The organism is Phenylobacterium sp. J426 (assembly GCF_024699945.1).
Taxonomy (GTDB): Bacteria; Pseudomonadota; Alphaproteobacteria; order Caulobacterales; family Caulobacteraceae; genus Phenylobacterium.
Map to the genome: position 1 here is coordinate 493267 of NZ_JAJOMY010000001.1, position 19182 is coordinate 512448.

A 19182-nucleotide genomic window follows, 5' to 3' on the forward strand; every position below is an offset into this window, starting at 1 on the left:
GCTCACCCGTTGTTGCGGGGAGAAACATTCCCATCGCTGTAATCTTGCGCAGGAACGGCCAATGTCACACAAACTATCCCATGGCTGGAGGGATGTTCCCATCCAGGAGCTGGCCAGTCAGTATCTCGCCCAAGACGGTCTAACATTCGATTTCGATGCCGGTCGCGAGTGCTACGACTATCAGGTCTCGATCGGGGATGAGGGGAACGACGCCCTCGTCGGACGCGGCGACCGCGATCACTTCTGGGGACTTGGCGGCAACGACCTGCTGAACGGGGACCGCGAAAACGACGTGCTCTATGGCGACTCCGGGCGCCGACACCCTCAGCGGGGGCGAGCGGCGCTGACCGGCTCACGGGCGGCATGGACGGAGACCGGCTCTATGGCGGCAGGGACGCTGACGCCCTGATGGGCGGCATGGGCAACGACTACCTGGACGAGGGCGCGGGCCATGGCGACCTGGAGGGCGGGATGGGCGACGACACGCTGGTCGGCGGGCTCGGACCCGACGCCTTCGCGGTCGACCCCACCAGCGGCAACGATGTGATCCGCGACTTCACCGCGGGTCCCGGCATGTTCGACCACCTCGCGCTGCGGGACCTCCGGTGGGAAGACCTGAGTTTCGAAGACACCCCTGCGGGTGTGCGGGTCAGCTGGCAGGGCGGCTCCGTGCTGCTGGAGGGCGTGCGTCAGGCGGATCTCGCGCAGGACGACTTCATGTTCGCGGAGGAGCCGGACCTTCCGCCCGCCTCGCGGCCGGCGACGGCGCCCACTCCCGAGCGGCCCACACCCAGCGTTGAAGGCCCGGACCCCAGGCACGGCGACCTGCCAGGCGAGCGTTTCGACCAAGCCGCCGACGCCGCGATGCGGGATGGTGATGTCGCGCTCACCTTTACGGGCGACGAAACCTACCAGGTGCTCGTCGGCGAGCGGGAAGCCGATCAGCTGACCGGCGGGGAAAGCGTCGACAACATCTTCGGTCGGGATGGCGCCGACACTCTGCTCGGCGCTGGCGGTGACGATGTGCTGCAAGGTGATGCGGGCGACGACCGATTGGAAGGCGGCGACGGCATGGATCGCCTCGACGGCGGCATGGGCGCGGACACACTGACCGGCGGCGCCATGGTCGACGACATCATGGGCATGGAGGGCGCGGACTCGATCGACGCCGGCGCCGGCCACGACATGATCGAAGGCGGCATGGGCAACGATACCATCACCGGCGGCACGGGGGCCGACGCCTTTATCGTCGATCCTCACAGCGGTTTCGACGTCATCACCGATATGGAAGTCCGCGGTGAGGCGCAGGGCGCGTTCGACCACCTCGCGCTGCGCGATATCCGGCCGGATCAGGTGTCCGTCGTGGATCGCGCGGAAGGGGCGTTCGTGTCCTGGAACACAGACCGCGACGCCGATCCCGAGGGCGGGGTCCTGCTGCAGGGGGTGTTCAAGGCGGACCTGCGGCAGAGCGACTTCATGTTCGTGGAGGAGCCCGGCTTCGTACCTGGGATCAGCACCGCAGGGTCGGATTGGATCTTCCCGGGCTGAGGCTGCGCCCGAGGAGGAGGGGTCGGCCGGCGCCGCGGATGCGGGTGCAGCGAAGGAGGCTGAATGACCACGCGCTCGCCGTTGCGGGTCCTGGGCGCCGGCCTGCTGGGCGCCGCGTTGATCTGGGCCGGCCCCAGCGCGGCCCACGAAGGCCACGCTCCAAAGCCTGGGCCGTCGCCGACAGCGGCGGCGGTCGGCCCGCACGGCGGCATGGAAGTGGCGACGCCGGAGGGGCAGATGTCGGCGGACGGCCGGCCGCCCGCCGACGACGCCGCGCCAACGACCTTCGGCGGCCGGCTGGTGAACTGGCTCGGCCGCTGGCACCCGAGCGTCGTCCATTTCCCGATCGCCCTGTTTATTGTCGTTGCCGTGCTCGAGGCGCGCGCCCTGCTGCTTCGCCGCGAACGGGTCGAAGAGGCCACACGACTCATGATCGCCCTGAGTGCGCTGTCGGCCCTGGCGGCTATCGTCCTCGGCTGGATGGCGATGGGTTGGACCTACGGTCGCTACGACCGCCTGCACACGGCCCACCAGACGCTGGGCACCTCCATTGCGCCGCTTGCGTTGGGCGTCTGGTGGGCGCACGAGCGATGGCTCAGCGCCCGACGGCCTGGCGCGGGCGTCGTCTACGCCGTCCTGCTCGCCGCAACGGTCGCCGCAATCGGGATCAACGGGTTCATCGGCGGAGCCCTGGTGCGGGGGCTCGACCATCTGAACTTCTGAGCTGGGGAAGCGGCAAGGCCGCCTTCTATCCACCCGTCGCGCTTGGCTTATCATCTGCATAACCTCGGCGCATAATGGCGGTCTATTGCGCATTTGAAGTCCTTCTCCCTGCGTGTTCGGCTCTGGCCAAGGCTTGCGGGTTTCCGCGGCCGCGACCGCAGCAGCGGCGCGAACACAAAGATGGGGGAAGGCATGGGATATCGGCGCTCGGCCGCTCGCGCGGCGCTTCTGGCTTCGGTCTCCGCTTTGGGAGGCGGCCTCACGCTCGGCCTGGCGACGGCCGCATCCGCGCAGGACGCTGCGGCCGGGCAGGTGGACGAGGTGGTCGTCACCGGCACCCGGCGCGCCGGTGTCACCCTGACCGAGTCCTCGACGCCTGTCGACGTGGTGTCGGGCGAGACGCTGCAGCGGCAGGGCGCCTCGGATCTCAACGACGCCCTGAAGACCACCGTCGTCTCGCTGAATGTTCAGAAGTTCGTGGCGCAGGACGCCTCGGCCTTCGTCCGTCCCTTCAGCCTCCGGGGGCTGCCGCCGGACCAGACCCTGGTGCTGGTGAACGGCAAGCGGCGACACCGCTCGGCCGTGGTGCAGATCACCAACCAGCCGCTCGCCGCCGGCGCGCAGGGACCCGACCTTTCGGCCATCCCGGCCATCGCCGTCGACCGCATCGAGGTGCTTCGCGACGGCGCGGCGGCCCAATACGGTTCCGACGCCATCGCCGGGGTGATCAACTTCCAACTGAAGCGGGCCCGCGAGGGCGTCACCGCCATCGCCCGGTATGGCCAGTTCTACGAGGGCGACGGCGAGGACTACAATCTGCAGCTCAACGTCGGACTGCGCCTCGGCGAAGAAGGCTTCTTCAACGTTAGCGGCGAGCTCTCGAGCTCGGCCAAGACGTCACGCGGGCTCCAGCGGCCCGACGCCCAAGCCCTGATCAACGCCGGCAACACGGCGGTGCCCGATCCTGCTCAGCGCTGGGGCGCGCCCAGCGTCGACGCCGCGCGGTTGTTCTTCAACGCTGAACTCCCCGCGACGGCGACGGCGACAGCCTACGCCTTCGGCAACTTCGGACAGGCCTCCGCCGAGTCCGACTTCTTCTACCGCCCGCTGAATCGCGCCGACGTGTTCGCCAGCGTGCCGCTGACCAACCAGCCCGGCGGCCCCCGCTTCAGCTTCACGAGCCGCTTCCCAGGCGGCTTTGCGCCGGTCTTTCGCAGCAACATGCTCGACATGGGTCTGACGGGGGGTGTGAAAGGGGAGGCCTTCGGGGGACTGCGCTACGACTTCAGCGCCGGCCTCGCGCAGAACGAGATCGAGTTCAAACTCGACAATACGGTCAACCCGTCCCTGGGGCCGGACTCCCCCGCCTCGTTCCGCGCCGGCGAACTGCAGCAGCGGGAGGCGCGGCTCAACGCCGACTTCGTCTATCCTGTGGACACCGGGATGTTCGCCGAGCCGCTGAACGTGGCGTTCGGAGCCGAGTACCGTCGCGAGACCTTCGAGATCAAAGCAGGCGAGCCCGCCTCTTACCAGGCCGGGCGGTTCGCCAGCCTCGCCGATCCGGACACCGGCCGGATCATCGGTCTTGCGGTGGGCTCCAGCGGCTTCCCAGGCTACACGCCGGCCTCTGCGGGCGCCTTCTCGCGCAGCAACTGGGCGGCCTACCTCGACTTGGAGACCGAAGTGGTCGACAGGCTCACCGTGGGGGCCGCCGCCCGCTACGAGGACTTTTCGGACTTCGGCTCCACCTTCAACTGGAAGCTGACCGCCCGCTACGAGCTCTTCGACGGCCTCGCCCTGCGGGGATCGGTCAACACCGGCTTCCGCGCGCCGACCCCCGGGCAGTCCAACATCTCCGATGTGGCCACCAACATCGACCCGCTCACCGGCGGGTTGCTGCTGATCGCCACGCGTCCACCCACCGATCCCATCGCCCAGTACTACGGGGCGAAGCCGCTCAAGGAGGAGGAGTCGAAGAACTTCGCCTTCGGCGCCGTGCTCGACGTAGCCGGCTGGGTGCTGACCGCCGACTACTTCAACATCGAGGTGAAGGACCGCATCGCGCTCACCTCACGCATCCCGATCACGGCGGCCGACCGGGCCGCGCTCGCCGCCCGCGGCACGCCGGCCGGGGACCTGCAGAGCGTTCGCTTTTTCGGCAACTTCTTCGACACCGAGACCGAGGGCGTCGATGTGGTGCTCTCCAGGTCCTGGCCCCTCGACATCGGGAAGATCGGTCTCACCGCGGCGGCCAACTACACCCGCAGCAAGGTGACGAACCTGCGCGACGCCCGGGCCGTGGACCGCGAACGCCGGATCGAGATCGGCCGGTTCAACCCCCGCTGGCGGGGCAATGTCACCGGCACCTGGGAGAGCGGCCGCTGGAACGTGCTGCTGCGGGCCAACTACTACGGCGAGTGGGTCGATGCGGTGCCCAACGCCACGCCGACCGCGTTGTCCTTCGACCAGGACTTCGGCGCGGAGTGGCTGGTGGACGCCGAAGTCAGCTACCAGGCGACGGAGACCTTCTCCATCGCCGTGGGGGGCGGACAACCTGCTGGACGCCTATCCCGACAAGGACCGGCGCCAGGCGCAGATCAACAACGGCATCGTCTATCCGCAGTTCTCGCCCTTCGGCTTCAACGGCGGATTCTGGTACGTGCGCCTGACCGGCAAGTTCTGACCGGCGCCCGTCCCCCCCCTCCGACTCACGAGAGGGCCGCCCCCGGCGCGCCCAAAGGCTCCGCATGACCTCCGCTTCCTTCGATGATCGCCTGAACGCCCTCGGGATCGCGCTGCCCCCAGCCGGCGCGCCGGTCGCCAACTATGTCCCCGTGGTGCTGCATGACGGGCTCGCCACGGTGTCGGGACAGTTGCCCCGCGACGGCCGAGGGCTCGTCACAGGCAAGGTCGGCGAGGACCTCAGCGCAGAGGCGGCGCGCGCCGCGGCGCGGCTGTGCGGACTTTCGGTGATCGCCCAGCTCCGGGCCGCCCTGGGCGGCCGCCTCGACCGGGTGGTCCGCTGCGTCCAGCTGACCGGCTTTGTGAACGCCGGACCAGCCTTCACCGATCATCCGCAGGTGGTGAACGGCGCCTCGGACCTGATGGTCGAGGTGTTCGGCGAGGCGGGCCGGCATGCCCGCGCCGCCGTGGGCGCCGGCAGCCTGCCGCTCGGAGCGGCGGTCGAGGTTGCGGCCGTCTTCGCCGTGCGGCCCTAGACGGGCGAGAACCGGTCGAAGCGGCTCTCGCACGCCTCGGCGAGCGCGTCGCGATCGGCCTCCAGGAACCCCACCAGTTCGTCCACCAATCGCGAGCGGGCCCGATGCGGCGGCAGAATCATCAGCGAGCGGAAGGCGATCGCCGGCTCGAACGGCCGCGCCGCCAGTCCGAGCGGTTCGAAGCGGTCGGACACATAGGTGAGCGAGTTCGTCAGGCCGACGCCCACGCCCTCCATAGCCAGTTGGCAGACCGTGGCGGCGAACTGGGTCTCCACCACGAACTTCGGGCTGGCGTCCGCCGACGCCAGCGCGGCGTTGAACTGGATGCGGGCAGTGTCGTCCGGCGCCAGGGAGATGACCCGCTCGCCGTGCAGCATTCCCGGGCGGATCACCGGCTCGCCGATCAGCCGGTGGCCCGGCGGCATGACGCAGATTCCGCGCGTCTCGATGAATGGCTTCACCATCAGGTTGGAGCGGTCGATCTCCTCGGCGCACAGACCGATGTCGTAGGAGCCGCTGGCCACCAGATTGCGGACCGTCACCGAGTTGCCGATCTCGAAGCGGATGGAGACATCCGGCCGATGCTCGGCGAACCGCTTCAGCACCTTCGGCACGAAGGACAGCCCAAGGGCCGCCGAGCTCGCGATCCGCACCGACCCGGTGCCCACCGCCCGAATGCGCGCCACGGACTGCCGCAGCCGGTCGAGGCCGACGAAGGTGTCGAGGACCTCCTGGTAGAGCAGGTGCGCTTCCGGGGTGGGCGTCAGCCGCGGGCCCGTGCGCTCGAACAGCTTCAGCTTCGTGGTGTCCTCCAGCCGCTTGAGCGAGCGGCTGATGGCCGGCTGCGACACCCGCAGCAACTCGGCGGCTGCGGTCGTGGAGCCGGTCTTCATCACGGCGCTGAAGGCTTCGATGAGCGTCAGGTTCATGCGGGCATCATAACCGCAACGCATGAATCGGCCGCAACTATGAATTTGAACGGGTTCCAAGGCCGGGCTACGCCTGGCCTCCAAGGGAGTAGAGCATGCGTGACCCCACACTCTGCGTGACGCCAGGCGATGGCCTGGGAGGTCCGTTCGAGAGCCTTGCGGTGCCCGTACACCGGGCCTCGACCGTGGTCTTCCCCACCGTGGCCGCCTACCAGGGCCGTCGGGACGAGATCTACGACGGCTTCTCCTACGGGCTCTACGGCACCCCCACGTCGCGCGAACTTGAGACGCGGCTGGCGCGCCTGGAAGGCGCGGCCCGGACGCTCGCCCTCCCTTCCGGTTTCGCGGCCATCGCGATGACCACCCTGGCGGCCGTGAGCCCAGGAGAAGAGGTACTGTTTCCCGACACCACCTACGACACCGTGCGACCGTTCGCCGAACGATTCCTCGCCGGCCTGGGCATCGCCTCCCGCTACTATGATCCGATGATCGGCGCAGGCCTGGCGGAGGTGCTCGACGAGCGGACCCGCCTGGTCTGGGTGGAGTCGCCCGGCTCCATGACCATGGAGGTGCAGGACGTGCCCGCCATCGCCGCAGCCGCCCACGCGCGCGGGGCGATGGTGGCGGCCGACAACACGTGGGCGACGCCGCTGCGGTTCAAGGCCCTGGCGCACGGCGTCGACTTCTCGGTCTGCGCCCTGTCGAAGTACGTGGCCGGCCATTCCGACGTGATGATGGGCTCGGTTTCGGTGGCCGACGTCGCGCTTTACCGCAAGCTCAAGGACTACAGCCGCTTCCTTGGGCTGGGGGTCTCGGCCGACGAAAGCAGCCTGGTGCTCCGCGGCCTCGAGACGCTGGCGATCCGCATGGACCGCGCCGAACAGTCCGCGCGGCGGCTGGTCGATTGGGTCGTCGCCCAGCCGGGCGTTGCCGAGGTCCGCTTCCCGCAGCTCGCGACCTCTCCGGGACACGCCCTGTGGCGGCGCGACTTCACCGGCGGCGCCGGCCTGTTCTCCGTGTTCCTCGAGGAATGGACCCGCCCGGCAGTGGCCGAAGCCGTGGAGTCGCTGCAGCTGTTCGCCATCGGCGCCAGCTGGGGCGGCACGCGCAGCCTCGTGGCGGTGCTTGACCGGCCGCCGCTGCGCACCGTCGCGCCGCCGGCCCACACCGGCCCTGTGGTCCGTTTCAGCATCGGCCTCGAGGATCCCGAGGATCTCCTGCGGGACCTCACCCAGGCCTTCGCCCGCCTTACGGTTCCGGGCCAGGGCGGCGGCGCCCAGCGGCGCGCCTAGGCCATGCAACCCAGTTCGGTCCAAACGCCCGAGACCCGACGGAACACCCGCAGACTGGGGCGCGCCGTCCTAAGCCTCGCCGGCGTCATGGTCGCCGCGGCCTGCGCCCCCGGCGCCTCCCAGGAGGAACGGGGGGCGATCGCGCGCATGAAGGGCCGCGACTATGTCACCTGCGGCGCCAGCCAGGGGATCACCGGCCTCTCACGTCCCGACGAGCGGGGCGTCTGGCGCGGATTCGACGTGGACGTCTGCCGCGCCTTCGCCACGGCATTGCTGGGCGACGCGCAGAAGATCCGCTTCATTCCGCTCAACGCCGCCCAGCGGCTGCCCGCCCTGCAGACCGGCGAGATCGACGTGCTCTCCCGCACCACCACCATGACCTTCACGCGGGATATGGCGGTGCGTTTCGTCACGGTCACCCAGTTCGACACCGACGTGCTGATCTTCCGCAAGCGTCTGGGGGCCGCTTCGCCCACGGACCTGAACGGCCGCACCGTCTGCCTGCAGAGCGGCGGGAGCTCGGCGGACAACACGCTCACACGGGTGGAGGCGGAGGCGAAGATCCGCTTCGAGCGCGTCTACTTCGACTCCACGATCACGGCCCGGGACGCCTACTTCTCGGGACGCTGCGACGTCTATGTCACCGACGGCTTCCTGGGCGCCAGCCAGGTGGCCACCGTGGCGCGCAAGCCTGACGACCACGCCCTCCTCTACCTGGACCACCTGCTGCCCCAGGGCGTCGCCATCGCCCGCGGCGACGATCGCTGGTTCGACGTGGTCCGCTGGACGGTCAATCTGCTGATCTGGGCCGAGCAGAATGGCGTGACCCAGGCCAATGTCGACGAGCTGCGGCGCAGCGGACCCGCCGATGTCCGACGCGTGCTGGGGGCCGACCCGGCTTTCGGGCGCGCCATCGGCCTCGAGCCAGACTGGGCGTACAAGGTGATCAAGCAAGTGGGGGAACTACGGGGAGATCTGGGAGCGCAACCTCGGCGCCGGCACCCGCATCAAGGCCGACCGCCGGCTCAACCGGCCCTACAAGGACGGCGGCCTGCTGTTCCCCTACCCCTGGGACGTGTGAGCGGATGGCGGGCCAGCCCTCCTTGTCGCCGCGTCCGCGCCGCGTCCCCGCCCCCCGGGGCCGTGCTGGCGCAGGCGGGCGCGGCCGCCCTGGTGGCGGCCGCGCTCCTGCTGGTCGCCGTCAGCACGGCGGCCAACCTGCAGGCCCGGGGGCTGCCGCTCGGCTTCGAGTTCTTGGGCGACCGCGCCGGCTTCAAGATCGCCGACACGGTTCTGCCCTTCGGTCCGGAGGACAGCTACCTGCAGGCGATCGGCGTCGCCGTGGCCAACACGGTGTTCCTGTCCGCCTTGGTCTGCGTCGCCGCCACATTCGTCGGAACCGCCCTGGGCATCGCCCGCCTGAGCGCCAACCCCCTCGTCGCGGGTCTGGCGGCGGTTTGGGTCGAGGCCATGCGCAACACCCCGCCCGTCCTGCTGCTCATCTTCCTTTACGCCTTGTGGGGCCACGTCATGCCGGTGGGCGGCGCGCGGGAACTGGCGCCCGGCGTGCTGGCCTCGATCCGGGGGTGGCCGCGCCCACCCTTTACGCCGAATGGTCCCCCCTTGCCCTGACGGCCGCCCTCGCCGCCGCCGTCGCCATCTTTGGCGCAGCCGGTCTCGCCGGCCGCGCCGCCGCCCGCCGCGGCCGGGCCCGCCCCTACCGGGCCGCCGCGGCGGGCGTGATCGTCGTGGGGGCGCTCGCCGCCTTCGCCGTTCACCCGCCGCTGCGGCTGGAGCTGCCCGCGGCGAACGGGGACGACCTGATAGGCGGGGCGCGCCTGACGCCTGAGTTCGCCACGGTTTTCGTGGGCCTCACAGTCTATACGGCCGCCTTCATCGCCGAGATCGTGCGCTCGGGCGTCCAGTCGGTGCCGCGAGGCCAGTGGGAGGCCGCCCGCGCGCTCGGGCTCAAGGAGGCGCAGACCCTGCGGCTGGTGGCCTTCCCGCAGATGCTGCGGGTGATCGTGCCGCCGATGACCAGCCAGTACATCAATACGGTCAAGAACAGCACGCTGGCCATCGCCATCGGCTATTCGGAGTTCATGACGGTGATGGGAACGGTGATCAACCGGACGAACCATCCGATCGAAGGCACCCTGATCATCGTCCTCGTCTACCTGGCGCTGAACCTGGCCCTGGCGGCGCTGCTCGACGTCTACAACCGACGCGTCCAGCTGGAGGCCCGCTGAGATGACCTCGGCCGCAATCCCCGCCCCGCCCCGCCCCGCCCGCGGCCCCGCCGCCCTGGCGGCGAAGCTGTTCGGCTCGCCGCTCAACGTGGTCCTGACCCTCGCCGTCGCCTGGGCGGCCTGGTCCCTGGCGGCGCCGCTGGTGCGCTGGGCGGTGCTCGACGCCGCCGTCCTGCCGGCCGAGCCGGCGGCCTGCCGCGACATCTCGGGCGCCTGCTGGAGCTTCGTCGTGGCCAAGAGCGGCCAAATCCTGTTCGGCATCTATCCCATCGAGGAGCGGTGGCGGCCGACCCTCGTCTGCGCCGTGCTGCTGGGCCTGCTCGCCTATTCGCTGCGGCCGGCCGCCTGGCGGCCGCACCTGGCCGCGCTCTGGGCCGCGGCCCTGCCCGGCGTGCTGCTCCTGATGTTCGGCGGCTTCGCCGGCCTGAGCTATGTGGCCACGACCATGTGGGGCGGCCTGCCCGTCACCCTCATCCTCACCGTCACCGCCATCGGCGGCGCCTTTCCGCTGGCCATCCTGCTGGCCCTCGGCCGCCGCGCCGACCTGCCGGTGATCCGTACGCTGTGCGTGCTGTTCATCGAGGTCACCCGGGCGATGCCGCTGCTGAGCCTGCTGTTCATCGCCTCGATCATGTTGCCGCTGCTGCTTCCGGAGCCGCTGCTGCCCGACAAGTTCTTCCGGGCGATGATCGCGCTGCTGCTCTTCGCCGCCGCCTACCTGGCGGAGGTGATCCGCGGCGGCCTGCAGGCCTTGCCGCCCGGCCAGGCCGAGGCGGCCCGGGCGCTGGGGCTCGGCTACTGGCGGACCCAGCGCTTCGTGGTGCTGCCGCAGGCCCTCGCCCTGGTGATCCCGAGCCTCACCAACACCATCATCGTGATGATCAAGAACACTAGCCTCGTCCTGGTGGTGGGACTGTTCGACCTGATCAGCTCCGGCCGGGCGGCCCTGGCCGACCCGGAGTGGAGCTCCCCCGCCATGGAGACCTACATCTTCATCGCGTCCGTCTATTTCGCCCTGTGCTTCGGCTTCGGCCGCTTCGCCCGGGCGCTCGAACGCCGCGCCGAGGCCACGCCATGACCCGAGAGACGCCTTCCTCCGCCGCAGACCTGGCCGTCGAGGTCCGCGACCTCCACAAGTGGTATGGCGAGTTCCACGCCCTGCGGGGCGTGGAACTCGCCGTCGCGGCGGGCGAGCGCATCGTTGTGTGCGGCCCGTCGGGCTCCGGCAAGTCGACGCTGATCCGCTGCATCAACCAGCTCGAGCGCCACCACGCCGGGGTCGTGCGCGTGGACGGCCTCGAAGCCACCGCCGAGCCCCGGCGCCTCGAGGCGATCCGGCGGGCCGCCGGCATGGTGTTCCAGAGCTTCAACCTCTTCCCGCACCTGACGGTGCTCGAAAACTGCACGCTCGCGCCCGTGCGGACGGGCGTCGCCACCCGCGCCGAGGCGGAGGCGCATGCGATGGCCCTGCTCGGGCGCGTGCGGGTCGCCGACCAGGCGCACAAGCGGCCGGGGCAGCTGTCCGGCGGCCAGCAGCAGCGGGTGGCCATCGCCCGGGCGCTCTGCATGCGGCCGAAGATCATGCTGTTCGACGAGCCCACCTCGGCGCTCGACCCGGAAATGGTCAAGGAGGTGCTCGACACCATGATCGAACTGGCCGGCGAAGGCATGACCATGCTGGCGGTCACCCACGAGATGGGCTTCGCCCGTCAGGTCGCCGACCGGGTGGTGTTCATGGACCAGGGCCAGATCGTCGAGTCCGCCCCGCCCGGCGACTTCTTCGCGCACCCTCGGCACGAACGCACCCGGGCTTTCCTCGGCCAGCTCCTGCATTGAGCCGGCCGCCGCCCATGCCCTTCGCCCGCCGGCCCAATCCGGTGTTCAGCGCCGAGTACCAGCAGGTGCGCGAGGTGCTTGTCGCCGCCCGTCGGGCTGCGGGCCTGTCGCAGCGCGACCTCGCCGCGGCTCTCGGCAAGGCCGGCTCGCACGTGTCGATGATCGAGCGCGGCCAGCGGCGGGTGGACCTGCTCGAATTCCACCGCATCGCCCTGGCGCTCGGGTGCGATCCGGCCAGCCTCTGCGCGGCGGTCCAGGCCCGCCTGGACTGGCTGGCGACGCCGGCCGCGGCGGACGAGCCTGGGGTTTCTCCTGAAGCAGAATTCATGTGACCCGGCGCGGGCGTCTGGCGTAACGTCCCAGCACATGCGGCTCCTGCTCGCCCTTCTGGCCCTTGTCGGCCTGCTGTTGTCGCCCGCTGCCGCCTCGGCGGGGGCCGCGGCCTGCGCCCACCACATGGGCGAAGGTCAGGCTATGGTGATGGACGGCGCCATGCCCGGCGCCGCCATGGCGCAGGCCGACACAGGGGCGGCCGGCGACCACGGCTGCTGCGATCCCGTCGGGGACAAGCACGACAGCAAGGCCTGCGCCCAGGCCTGCGCGCAGATTTGCGTCACCACGGCGGCGATCGCCGAACCCGGGCCGGCGCCGGCGCGCCGCATCGGGCACCTGGTGCTGGAAGCCGCCACGCCCAAGACCTACCGGGCCCACGCGCCCCCCGGGCTCGAACGCCCCCCTCGTCCCTTCGCCTGAGCCGGCCGCTTCGCGGCCGGGCGCCGTCGCCCGCAGGGACCTTCGGACCTGCGGACGCCGGGACGCGCCGCGCACCCCCGCGCGGATCTGCAACGCCCCTCTTCAGGTGAAACCGACATGGAAATTTCAACGCTCCTGGGCGCGGCCGCTGCGGCGACCCTCGCCCTCGCGCCGGCCGCCCACGCGGGGTCGCCGCCCCGGCGCTCATGGCGATTCTGGCCCGCAGGATGGAGCGCGAGCAGCAAGGCCGGCTGCAAGGGGCGAGCGTCGCGGTCCAGGGAGCGGCGAGCGCGGTGGGTCCCCTCCTCTTCGGGGCCGCCTATGCCCTGAATTCGCAGAACGGGGTTCCACACCGTGGCGCTGGCGCGATGCTCCTCGGCGCCGCGCTTCTCGCAGTGGCGGCCACGATCGCGCACGCCGCCGCGCGAGTTCCGCCGCGCATGCCGCGCGCGCGGTCCGAGCCGTGAGCCGCAGATTGGAACGCCGGAGACTATCCTGTGCCCCCTCGCGATGCGCATGCCGCCGGCGGCGGCGTGGGAAAAGGTCGGGCTCGCGCCCGGCGGGGGACGGCCACGCGGCCGGCGGGACCGGCGACGTCGGCTGCGCTCACCGCAACATGCCATCCGCGCGGGGCTCGGAGCGGGGGTCTCCGAGCGGCCCGCGCGGATGGACGGCGGCGCCCTAGATCAGTGGGCGCCGCCGTGCCCTTGCCCGGCTTCGAACGTCACCGACGCATTGTTGGTGACGAAGCGTCCCCCAGGCTCCTTCGGGGGATCCAGCGTGGCGGCCACCAGCATCACCGGCCCGGACAGGCCGGCGGGCATCCGCACCCAGCCGTCGTTATCGGTGAGGACGTTCTGCCGCTCCCCGCGGGCCGGCCGCACCGTGACGGGGTAACCCGCCAGGGGGCGGCCGTTCCGCACGAGCTGGAACCGCGACGGTGAGGCGCCGCCCGCGTCGAACGCCGGCACGAACTCCACCTCCAGCCCGGCCGGGGCCGACGTCGTCGGCGTGCAGGCGCGGACGCAGACCAGGGTCTTGGCCAGACGGCGGGAGCGGATCTGGAGCGGCGCGCCCTTCGGCAGGAGCCGGTGGACCGCGGCGACCTCCTCGGCCTTGAAGGGATGCTCCTCGAGGTAGATGTCCACCTGGTCAGGGCGCCAGTTGGACTCGCCCCAGATGGTCTGGACCGTCACCACCCCCATACCGGACGCCTCGGTGGAGACGGACAAGGGCAGCGACTTGGCGGCCTGCGCCTGCACCTCGACGGCGGCGGGCTGGCCGCCGACCACCGCGCGAGCCGATTCGATGCGCGTCCGCGGCGAGCCGACGTTCAGCGCCGGGAAGTCGGAGGAGGACGTGGCGTGGATGATGAGCGGTCGCCCGCCCGCGCCCACGAACCCCTCCGGAACCAGGAAGAAGTCGTGCGCAGCCGCGCTGCCGGCGAATAGCAGCCCGAGCGCCGTCGCGACGGTCAAAAGAGATCTTTTCATCGGTTCGAACCTTTTCTCGAGCTTAGAAGCGGGCGGTGAGGCCGAGATAATAGCGGCGGCCGACCAGGTCATAGGTGGAGGGGTCGGTGTTCGCCGCGATCGCCGGCGAGTAGACCGGAGGCTGCTTGTCCGTGAGGTTGTTCACCCCGCCGCGGAGCGTCACAGTCTTGTTCACTTTCCACGTGGTGTTCAGGTCGAAGTAGTTGACCGCGCCCAGGACCTGCTCGCGGTTGTTGAAGTTCTCGACCTCGCCCTGGTAGCGCCAGCGCACGCCGACGCTGAAGGGCTCGTAGTTCCAGCTCAGGGTCGACAGGAACTTCCACTCCGGCAGGGTGAGGCCGAAGGTGTTGGAGACCGTCCCCTTGCGATCGGTGAAGGCGCCGCCCGGCAGGTCCTGGCGCTTCCATTCCTGCAGCTTGGTTCCCATCACGTTGAGCGCCAGGGCGCCCCACTCCGGCCCACCCACGTCGGCCAGCGTGACGGCCCAATCAATCTGGAAGTCGATGCCGCTCGTCTTCAGCGTGCCCAGGTTGGCGTTCGTCTCGAGGGTGTTGGTGATCTGCCCCGAGTTCGGGTCGCGGCTGAACAGCTGACAGAAGAAGTTGCTGGGATCGTAGGTCGGGTTGGACGTGCCGTTCTGATTGAAGCAGCGGCGCAGCTGTTCCGTGGTGGCCAGCGTCCCAACCACGTCCTTGATGGTGATGTCATAATAGTCGATCGAGCCGGACAGGCGGCTCAACCACGGATTGGAGAACGGCGACTGCCAGGTTGCGCCGACGGTGAACGAGTCGGCGGTCTCTTCCTCCAGAAGTGGGTTGCCGCCTGTCAGGCCCGGGGTCTGCGAGTTCGAGAACGTGTAGGCGTCGATGACCTGGCCCGGCACGTTCTGCGCGAGGCACAGGGCGCGCACCTGAGCGGCGTTCGCCGCCCCCGGCGCCCTGTAGGCGCCCCGGATGTCGCACGGGTCGCCGGAGAACTGCGGCACACCCGCCGACGAGACCGGCACGCCGATGTTCATGAAGGTAAGGTTCTGCGTGGCGAACAGCTCGTTGATGGACGGCGCGCGAACGGCGCGTTGCAGGCCGCCGCGGATCCGCAGCCCCTCGACGATCTCCCAGCTCAGGTCCGCCTTGTAGGAACTCACACGGCCGATCGTGTCGTAATTGGAGAGCCGGTAGCCGAGGTTCGTCTCCAGGCTGTGCACGAAGGGCATGTCCCGGAGGAGCGGGATCAGGACTTCGCCGTAGATTTCGCGGACCTTGTCCGATCCCGAAAGCGGCTGACCGGAGGCGCCGGCGAGTTCGGGGCCGGTGGTTCCGTTCAGCGTGAAGGTCGCCAGCATCAATTCGTCGGGGACGAAGTCGTAGTTCTGCTCGCGGTGGGTGGCGCCGAGGGCCACCCGGACTTCACCGGCCGGAAGGTTGAAGACCCCGCCTTGCATGTTGATTTCAGCCACGCGCTGATCGTTTGTCGTGGTGTTCTTGGGCACCCGGCTGACGTAGTCGATGCAGGCGGCGCTCAGCGACTTCTCGCCAAAGGGGTTGAATCCGCCGGCGCAGATCGAGGCGCCGCCGTCCGGGGCGTCCAGCAGACGCTGGACCGCTGAGCGGGACAGGTAGCCGGTGTACGTCGTCCCGTTGTCCACGCGGCCATAGGAGAGGTAGGCATCGTAGGTCCAGTCGCGCACCGGCAGGCGACCGCGGAGGCCCGTGGTGATCTGGTAGACGTCGTAGGTCTCATTCTGCCGGCGCGGACCGAGTTCGTTGAAGCGCTTGTCGAGGCGGAAGCTGCCGTTCGGATTGGGGCGGGAGTTCAGGACCGCCCGCAGCTCGGCCGGGATGAAGGGGTTGGTCCCCGGGATCCGGAAGCCCGTGGTGGGGCCGGTCGCAGGGTTGGAAGCCAACTGGTTGCCGGCCTCATACTGCGAGAACAGGAAGTCGGCGTAGGCCTCCGCGAACGCTGTGATCTCGTAGTTCGCCGCGCCGTAGATGTTGTAGCGCTGCTGCGGAATGATCATGTAGTTCCGATCACCGGTCGTATAGGTGAAGTCGGTCTGCTGCAGCGGCCCCGGCATCCGAAAGCCTTCGTAGTCCAGGCCGCCGGGGCTGATGTATTCGCGGGCTCCCTGGTAGGCGAACAGCGTGCCGTTGTTGTTGAAGCCGAACGTGTTCCCGCGGGCGGCGCCAGGCACCGCCGCGCTCACGGCGGCGGCCGACGGAAGGTTGTTAGCGTCGAAGACGGTGGAGCCGAGAGGCGAGGTGCCGGCGAAGCCGGAGATGCGCGAGAATTCGCGCGCGGCGTTCAGGACCGAGTCCCGGTCCGAGTAGCTCAGCGACAGCACGGCATTGCCGCGACCCTCGGCGATGTCGCCGCCCATCGTGACGCTGTAGACTTCGCTCTCCGCATCGCCGCGATCGGAGACGCCGTACTGCACGTCGAGCTGGACGCCTTCGAAGTTCTCGTTCAGCCGGAAGTTCAACACGCCGGCTACGGCGTCAGAGCCATACGTCGACGAGGCGCCGCCGGTGATGGTTTCGACGCTTGAGATCAAAGGCGTCGGGAGCAGGTTCAGGTCGACGACGGATGAGGCGCTCGAAGGGACGACCCGGCGGCCATTCAGCAGCACCAAGGTGCGGATGGCGCCGAGGCCACGCAGCTGAACCTGAGCCTGGCCTGCCAGGTTCGGGCTGTTCGAAGACGCGCTGCCCAGCGGCGTGAACTGCGGGAGTTCATTGATCAGGGTCTCGATATTGGCCGAGCCGGTCGCCCGCACGTCGTCCTGCGTGACCGTTACAATCGGGCTGTTGGCCAGGTAGTCCTTGCGAGCGATCCGCGAACCGGTGACGACGACTTCGTCCAATTCGCCGGCCGTCTGTGCGTTCGCTGCGGCAGCCGCAGTGGCGTCTTGCGCCGCGGCGGGCGTGACCGCGAGCGCCGTGGCGGAAAGGAAGGCAACGCCTCCGAGGATGGATGAGCCGAGAATGCGGCTGCGAAAAGTGATGTCGGCCAAGACCGCTGCTCCAGAGCAATGTTTTTTCAGGCCGCCATGGGCCCCCTTCTGGAGCTACGCAGTGGGATGGTCGGCCCCTCAGACGCTCTGAATTTTTCTTTCCAAACCTCCGGCCGCAGGGGGTTTCTCCGGATCCGCAGCAGGGAAGTCGGGGGCGCCACGCCGACGGGAGAGCGTGCCGCGGACCGCGGTGGCCCAACGGGAGGTCAGCCCCGGACCTTGACGGAGGAGCCCCGGGGAGCCGGCTGCTGGGCCTACCGGCCCTGCCCTGCTGCCGCCCGAGCGAGAGACCGAAGCTGGGCGGCAGCCGCTCCGAAGTACGCCGAGGGCGGAGCCCTAAACCACGGCCGCCGCAGGCGGTCCAAGAAGAAGAAGGCTGCAAGGAGCCTGCGCGCCGCCAGGCGCTGCACGGCGGGACGCGCCGGCGAGCGGCCGCCGGCGCGCAAAGCGCGCCCGAAGGGCGACCCGTAGGAGCCGCGGCACGCGGCGGGACCGCGCACGCCCGCCGGCCGCTCGCCTTACCGGGGCGTTGCGGAGGCTTGCCCCGCTAGAAGGGGGCGGCGGAGAAGGCTTCCGCTCCGACGCAGGGGAAGCCGTTCCCCTACTCCGGCTGGATCAAACGCGAGCCACGCTCCTTGAGAAGGCCTCGACCGTCACGTGCTTTAACTCGTGAACGTGCGCCAGCCGGGTGCGGACCGCCTCAGGCGAAGCCTCACCCACATAACTGACGATCGCCCCGTGAGAGCCAGGACCGAGGCGCCAGACGTGGAGGTCGGTGATTCTCGCATCTCCTGGCCCTTAGACCTCGTCGCGCACCTCAGCTTCCAGGTGGTCGTCGGTGGCGTCGAGGAGCACGGCGGAGGTGTCCCGCATCAGGTTCCACGACCAGACGGCGATAACGGCGGCGCCCACCAGCCCCATCACCGGATCCAGCTACGTCCCGCCGAGGAAGCGGCCAGCCAGCAGGGCGGCGATGGCGAGCACGGAGGTCAGGGCGTCGGCCCGGACGTGCACGAATGCGGCGCGCAGGTTGTTGTCCTGGTGACGGCGCCCACCGTCGCCGTGGCCGTGGGCTGCATGATGATGCTCGTGGCCATGCTCGTGATGACTGTGGCGCTCATGACCGTGGTGATTATTTCTGTGGCCATGCGCATGGCCGCCGCCGAGCAGCAGAGCGCTGAGCAGGTTCACGGCCAAGCCGATCACCGCCACGACCGTGGCCTGGCCGAAGGCGACCGATTGCGGAGCCAGCAGTCGCAGGACGTACTCCCAAGCGATGCCGATGGCGACCACACCCAGCACAAGGGCCGAAGCGAAGAGCGTCGAGTGTCCGGACGCCAGGCACGGGGACCGGCCTGGCGAGCGTTTCGACCAAGCCGCCGACGCCGCGATGCGGGATGGTGATGTCGCGCTCACCTTTACAGGCGACGAAACCTACCAGGTGCTCGTCGGCGAGCGAGGAGCCGATCAGCTGACCGGTGGGGAAAGCGTCGACAACATCTTCGGTCGGGATGGCGCCGACACCCTGATCGGCGGCGCCTTGGTTGACGATATCATGGGCATGGAGGGCGGGGACTCGATCGACGCCCGCGCCGGCCACGACATGATCGAAGGCGGCATGGGCAACGACACCATCACCGGCGGCACGGGGGCGGACGCCTTCATCGTCGATCCGCACAGCGGCTTCGACGTCATCACCGACATGGAAGTCCGCGGTGAGGCGCAGGGCGCGTTCGACCACCTCGCGCTGCGCGATATCCGGCCGGATCAGGTGTCCGTCGTGGATCGCGCGGAAGGGGCGTTCGTGTCCTGGAACACAGACCGCGACGCCGATCCGGAGGGCGTCCTGCTGCTGGGCGTGTTCAGGGCCGATCTCCGGCAGAGCGACTTCATGTTCAGCGACGAGCCCGGATTCGTACCGGGGCTCAGCACCGCCGGTTCGGATTGGATTTTCCCGGCATGACGTGGGGCGGGTCGTCGCTTGACGCGCGGCGGCCCGCTCACCGCGAGTTGGCGACAAAGGTGGGGACGCCGGCACCGCGGGAGCCTGCAAGGCGTTCGCTCATGTGCCGACGATGCCTGCGTTTAGCGGCCGGGAGCGCTCAGCGGCCGGGAGGGCTCAGCGGTCCTC

The 19182-nt window shown here is 69.7% G+C and carries 18 protein-coding genes; 14 read left to right on the plus strand and 4 right to left on the minus strand.

Annotated elements, in window-relative coordinates:
• Window positions 1–61 precede the first annotated feature (61 nt).
• The 5 genes from LRS10_RS02555 (at window position 62) to LRS10_RS02575 (ending at window position 5489) form a co-directional block, all read left to right on the plus strand.
• Entirely contained in the window at window positions 62–409 is a 348-nt protein-coding gene (locus LRS10_RS02555) for a hypothetical protein (protein WP_257835884.1), read from the plus strand.
• Window positions 364–1548 (plus strand): calcium-binding protein, encoded by a 1185-nt coding sequence (locus LRS10_RS02560; RefSeq protein ID WP_257835885.1) that lies wholly within the window; start codon window positions 364–366, stop codon window positions 1546–1548. Before LRS10_RS02555 ends, LRS10_RS02560 begins: the two co-directional genes overlap by 46 nt.
• Window positions 1549–1611: 63 nt before the next feature.
• Complete coding sequence (locus tag LRS10_RS02565) at window positions 1612–2271, plus strand: DUF2231 domain-containing protein (protein WP_257835886.1); 660 nt, start codon at window positions 1612–1614, stop codon at window positions 2269–2271.
• 180 nt (window positions 2272–2451) lie between these two features.
• Window positions 2452–5022 (plus strand): TonB-dependent siderophore receptor, encoded by a 2571-nt coding sequence (locus tag LRS10_RS02570; protein ID WP_257835887.1) that lies wholly within the window; start codon window positions 2452–2454, stop codon window positions 5020–5022.
• Window positions 5019–5489, plus strand: a complete 471-nt coding sequence (locus LRS10_RS02575; protein ID WP_257817674.1) for a RidA family protein — start codon at window positions 5019–5021, stop codon at window positions 5487–5489. Before LRS10_RS02570 ends, LRS10_RS02575 begins: the two co-directional genes overlap by 4 nt.
• Here the strand turns inward: LRS10_RS02575 and LRS10_RS02580 are convergent.
• Window positions 5486–6418, minus strand: a complete 933-nt coding sequence (locus tag LRS10_RS02580) for a LysR substrate-binding domain-containing protein (RefSeq protein WP_257817673.1) — start codon at window positions 6416–6418, stop codon at window positions 5486–5488. The two genes, LRS10_RS02575 and LRS10_RS02580, sit on opposite strands and share 4 nt — an antisense overlap.
• A gap of 95 nt (window positions 6419–6513) precedes the next feature.
• On the opposite strand from LRS10_RS02580, the gene metC reads away from it, so the two are divergent.
• From metC to LRS10_RS02620, 8 genes are all read left to right on the plus strand, one after another.
• Complete coding sequence (metC, locus tag LRS10_RS02585; RefSeq protein ID WP_257835888.1) at window positions 6514–7710, plus strand: cystathionine beta-lyase; 1197 nt, start codon at window positions 6514–6516, stop codon at window positions 7708–7710.
• Window positions 7711–7713: 3 nt separating this feature from the next.
• Window positions 7714–9342 carry a transporter substrate-binding domain-containing protein gene (locus tag LRS10_RS02590; protein ID WP_257835889.1) on the plus strand — a complete coding sequence of 543 codons (1629 nt, stop codon included), beginning with the start codon at window positions 7714–7716 and terminating at the stop codon, window positions 9340–9342.
• The gene (locus LRS10_RS02595) at window positions 9297–9959 is read left to right on the plus strand and encodes an ABC transporter permease subunit (protein WP_257835890.1); all 663 of its coding nucleotides are present in this window, start codon (window positions 9297–9299) and stop codon (window positions 9957–9959) included. Before LRS10_RS02590 ends, LRS10_RS02595 begins: the two co-directional genes overlap by 46 nt.
• Before the next feature lies 1 nt (window position 9960).
• Entirely contained in the window at window positions 9961–11037 is a 1077-nt protein-coding gene (locus LRS10_RS02600; protein WP_257835891.1) for an amino acid ABC transporter permease, read from the plus strand.
• Window positions 11034–11795 carry an amino acid ABC transporter ATP-binding protein gene (locus LRS10_RS02605; protein WP_257835892.1) on the plus strand — a complete coding sequence of 254 codons (762 nt, stop codon included), beginning with the start codon at window positions 11034–11036 and terminating at the stop codon, window positions 11793–11795. Before LRS10_RS02600 ends, LRS10_RS02605 begins: the two co-directional genes overlap by 4 nt.
• Window positions 11796–11809: 14 nt before the next feature.
• Window positions 11810–12127 (plus strand): helix-turn-helix domain-containing protein, encoded by a 318-nt coding sequence (locus tag LRS10_RS02610; protein ID WP_257835893.1) that lies wholly within the window; start codon window positions 11810–11812, stop codon window positions 12125–12127.
• Between the two features lie 34 nt (window positions 12128–12161).
• The gene (locus LRS10_RS02615; protein ID WP_257835894.1) at window positions 12162–12548 is read left to right on the plus strand and encodes a hypothetical protein; all 387 of its coding nucleotides are present in this window, start codon (window positions 12162–12164) and stop codon (window positions 12546–12548) included.
• 206 nt (window positions 12549–12754) lie between these two features.
• Window positions 12755–13015, plus strand: coding sequence for a hypothetical protein (locus tag LRS10_RS02620; RefSeq protein ID WP_257835895.1), 261 nt, complete (start codon window positions 12755–12757; stop codon window positions 13013–13015).
• 219 nt (window positions 13016–13234) lie between these two features.
• On the opposite strand, the gene LRS10_RS02625 is transcribed toward LRS10_RS02620, so the two are convergent.
• The 3 genes from LRS10_RS02625 to LRS10_RS02635 all read right to left on the minus strand — a co-directional run bounded on the left by LRS10_RS02625 (window position 13235) and on the right by LRS10_RS02635 (window position 18353).
• A complete protein-coding gene (locus tag LRS10_RS02625) occupies window positions 13235–14026 on the minus strand; it encodes a DUF4198 domain-containing protein (RefSeq protein ID WP_236611880.1) in 792 nt (263 codons plus the stop codon).
• Between the two features lie 37 nt (window positions 14027–14063).
• Window positions 14064–17051, minus strand: coding sequence for a TonB-dependent receptor domain-containing protein (locus tag LRS10_RS02630; protein ID WP_257835896.1), 2988 nt, complete (start codon window positions 17049–17051; stop codon window positions 14064–14066).
• 933 nt (window positions 17052–17984) lie between these two features.
• The gene (locus LRS10_RS02635; RefSeq protein WP_308237894.1) at window positions 17985–18353 is read right to left on the minus strand and encodes a cation transporter; all 369 of its coding nucleotides are present in this window, start codon (window positions 18351–18353) and stop codon (window positions 17985–17987) included.
• Here LRS10_RS02635 and LRS10_RS02640 point away from each other — a divergent pair.
• Complete coding sequence (locus LRS10_RS02640; protein WP_257835898.1) at window positions 18268–19014, plus strand: calcium-binding protein; 747 nt, start codon at window positions 18268–18270, stop codon at window positions 19012–19014. The two genes, LRS10_RS02635 and LRS10_RS02640, sit on opposite strands and share 86 nt — an antisense overlap.
• Window positions 19015–19182 lie beyond the last annotated feature (168 nt).

Coding starts and splice junctions, on each gene's coding strand:
- LRS10_RS02555 (WP_257835884.1), top strand. CDS start 62: ATGTCACACAAACTATCCCATGGCTGGAGGGATGTTCCCATCCAGGAG.
- LRS10_RS02560 (WP_257835885.1), top strand. CDS start 364: ATGGACGGAGACCGGCTCTATGGCGGCAGGGACGCTGACGCCCTGATG.
- LRS10_RS02565 (WP_257835886.1), top strand. CDS start 1,612: ATGACCACGCGCTCGCCGTTGCGGGTCCTGGGCGCCGGCCTGCTGGGC.
- LRS10_RS02570 (WP_257835887.1), top strand. CDS start 2,452: ATGGGGGAAGGCATGGGATATCGGCGCTCGGCCGCTCGCGCGGCGCTT.
- LRS10_RS02575 (WP_257817674.1), top strand. CDS start 5,019: ATGACCTCCGCTTCCTTCGATGATCGCCTGAACGCCCTCGGGATCGCG.
- LRS10_RS02580 (WP_257817673.1), bottom strand. CDS start 6,418: ATGAACCTGACGCTCATCGAAGCCTTCAGCGCCGTGATGAAGACCGGC.
- metC (WP_257835888.1), top strand. CDS start 6,514: ATGCGTGACCCCACACTCTGCGTGACGCCAGGCGATGGCCTGGGAGGT.
- LRS10_RS02590 (WP_257835889.1), top strand. CDS start 7,714: ATGCAACCCAGTTCGGTCCAAACGCCCGAGACCCGACGGAACACCCGC.
- LRS10_RS02600 (WP_257835891.1), top strand. CDS start 9,961: ATGACCTCGGCCGCAATCCCCGCCCCGCCCCGCCCCGCCCGCGGCCCC.
- LRS10_RS02605 (WP_257835892.1), top strand. CDS start 11,034: ATGACCCGAGAGACGCCTTCCTCCGCCGCAGACCTGGCCGTCGAGGTC.
- LRS10_RS02610 (WP_257835893.1), top strand. CDS start 11,810: ATGCCCTTCGCCCGCCGGCCCAATCCGGTGTTCAGCGCCGAGTACCAG.
- LRS10_RS02615 (WP_257835894.1), top strand. CDS start 12,162: ATGCGGCTCCTGCTCGCCCTTCTGGCCCTTGTCGGCCTGCTGTTGTCG.
- LRS10_RS02620 (WP_257835895.1), top strand. CDS start 12,755: ATGGCGATTCTGGCCCGCAGGATGGAGCGCGAGCAGCAAGGCCGGCTG.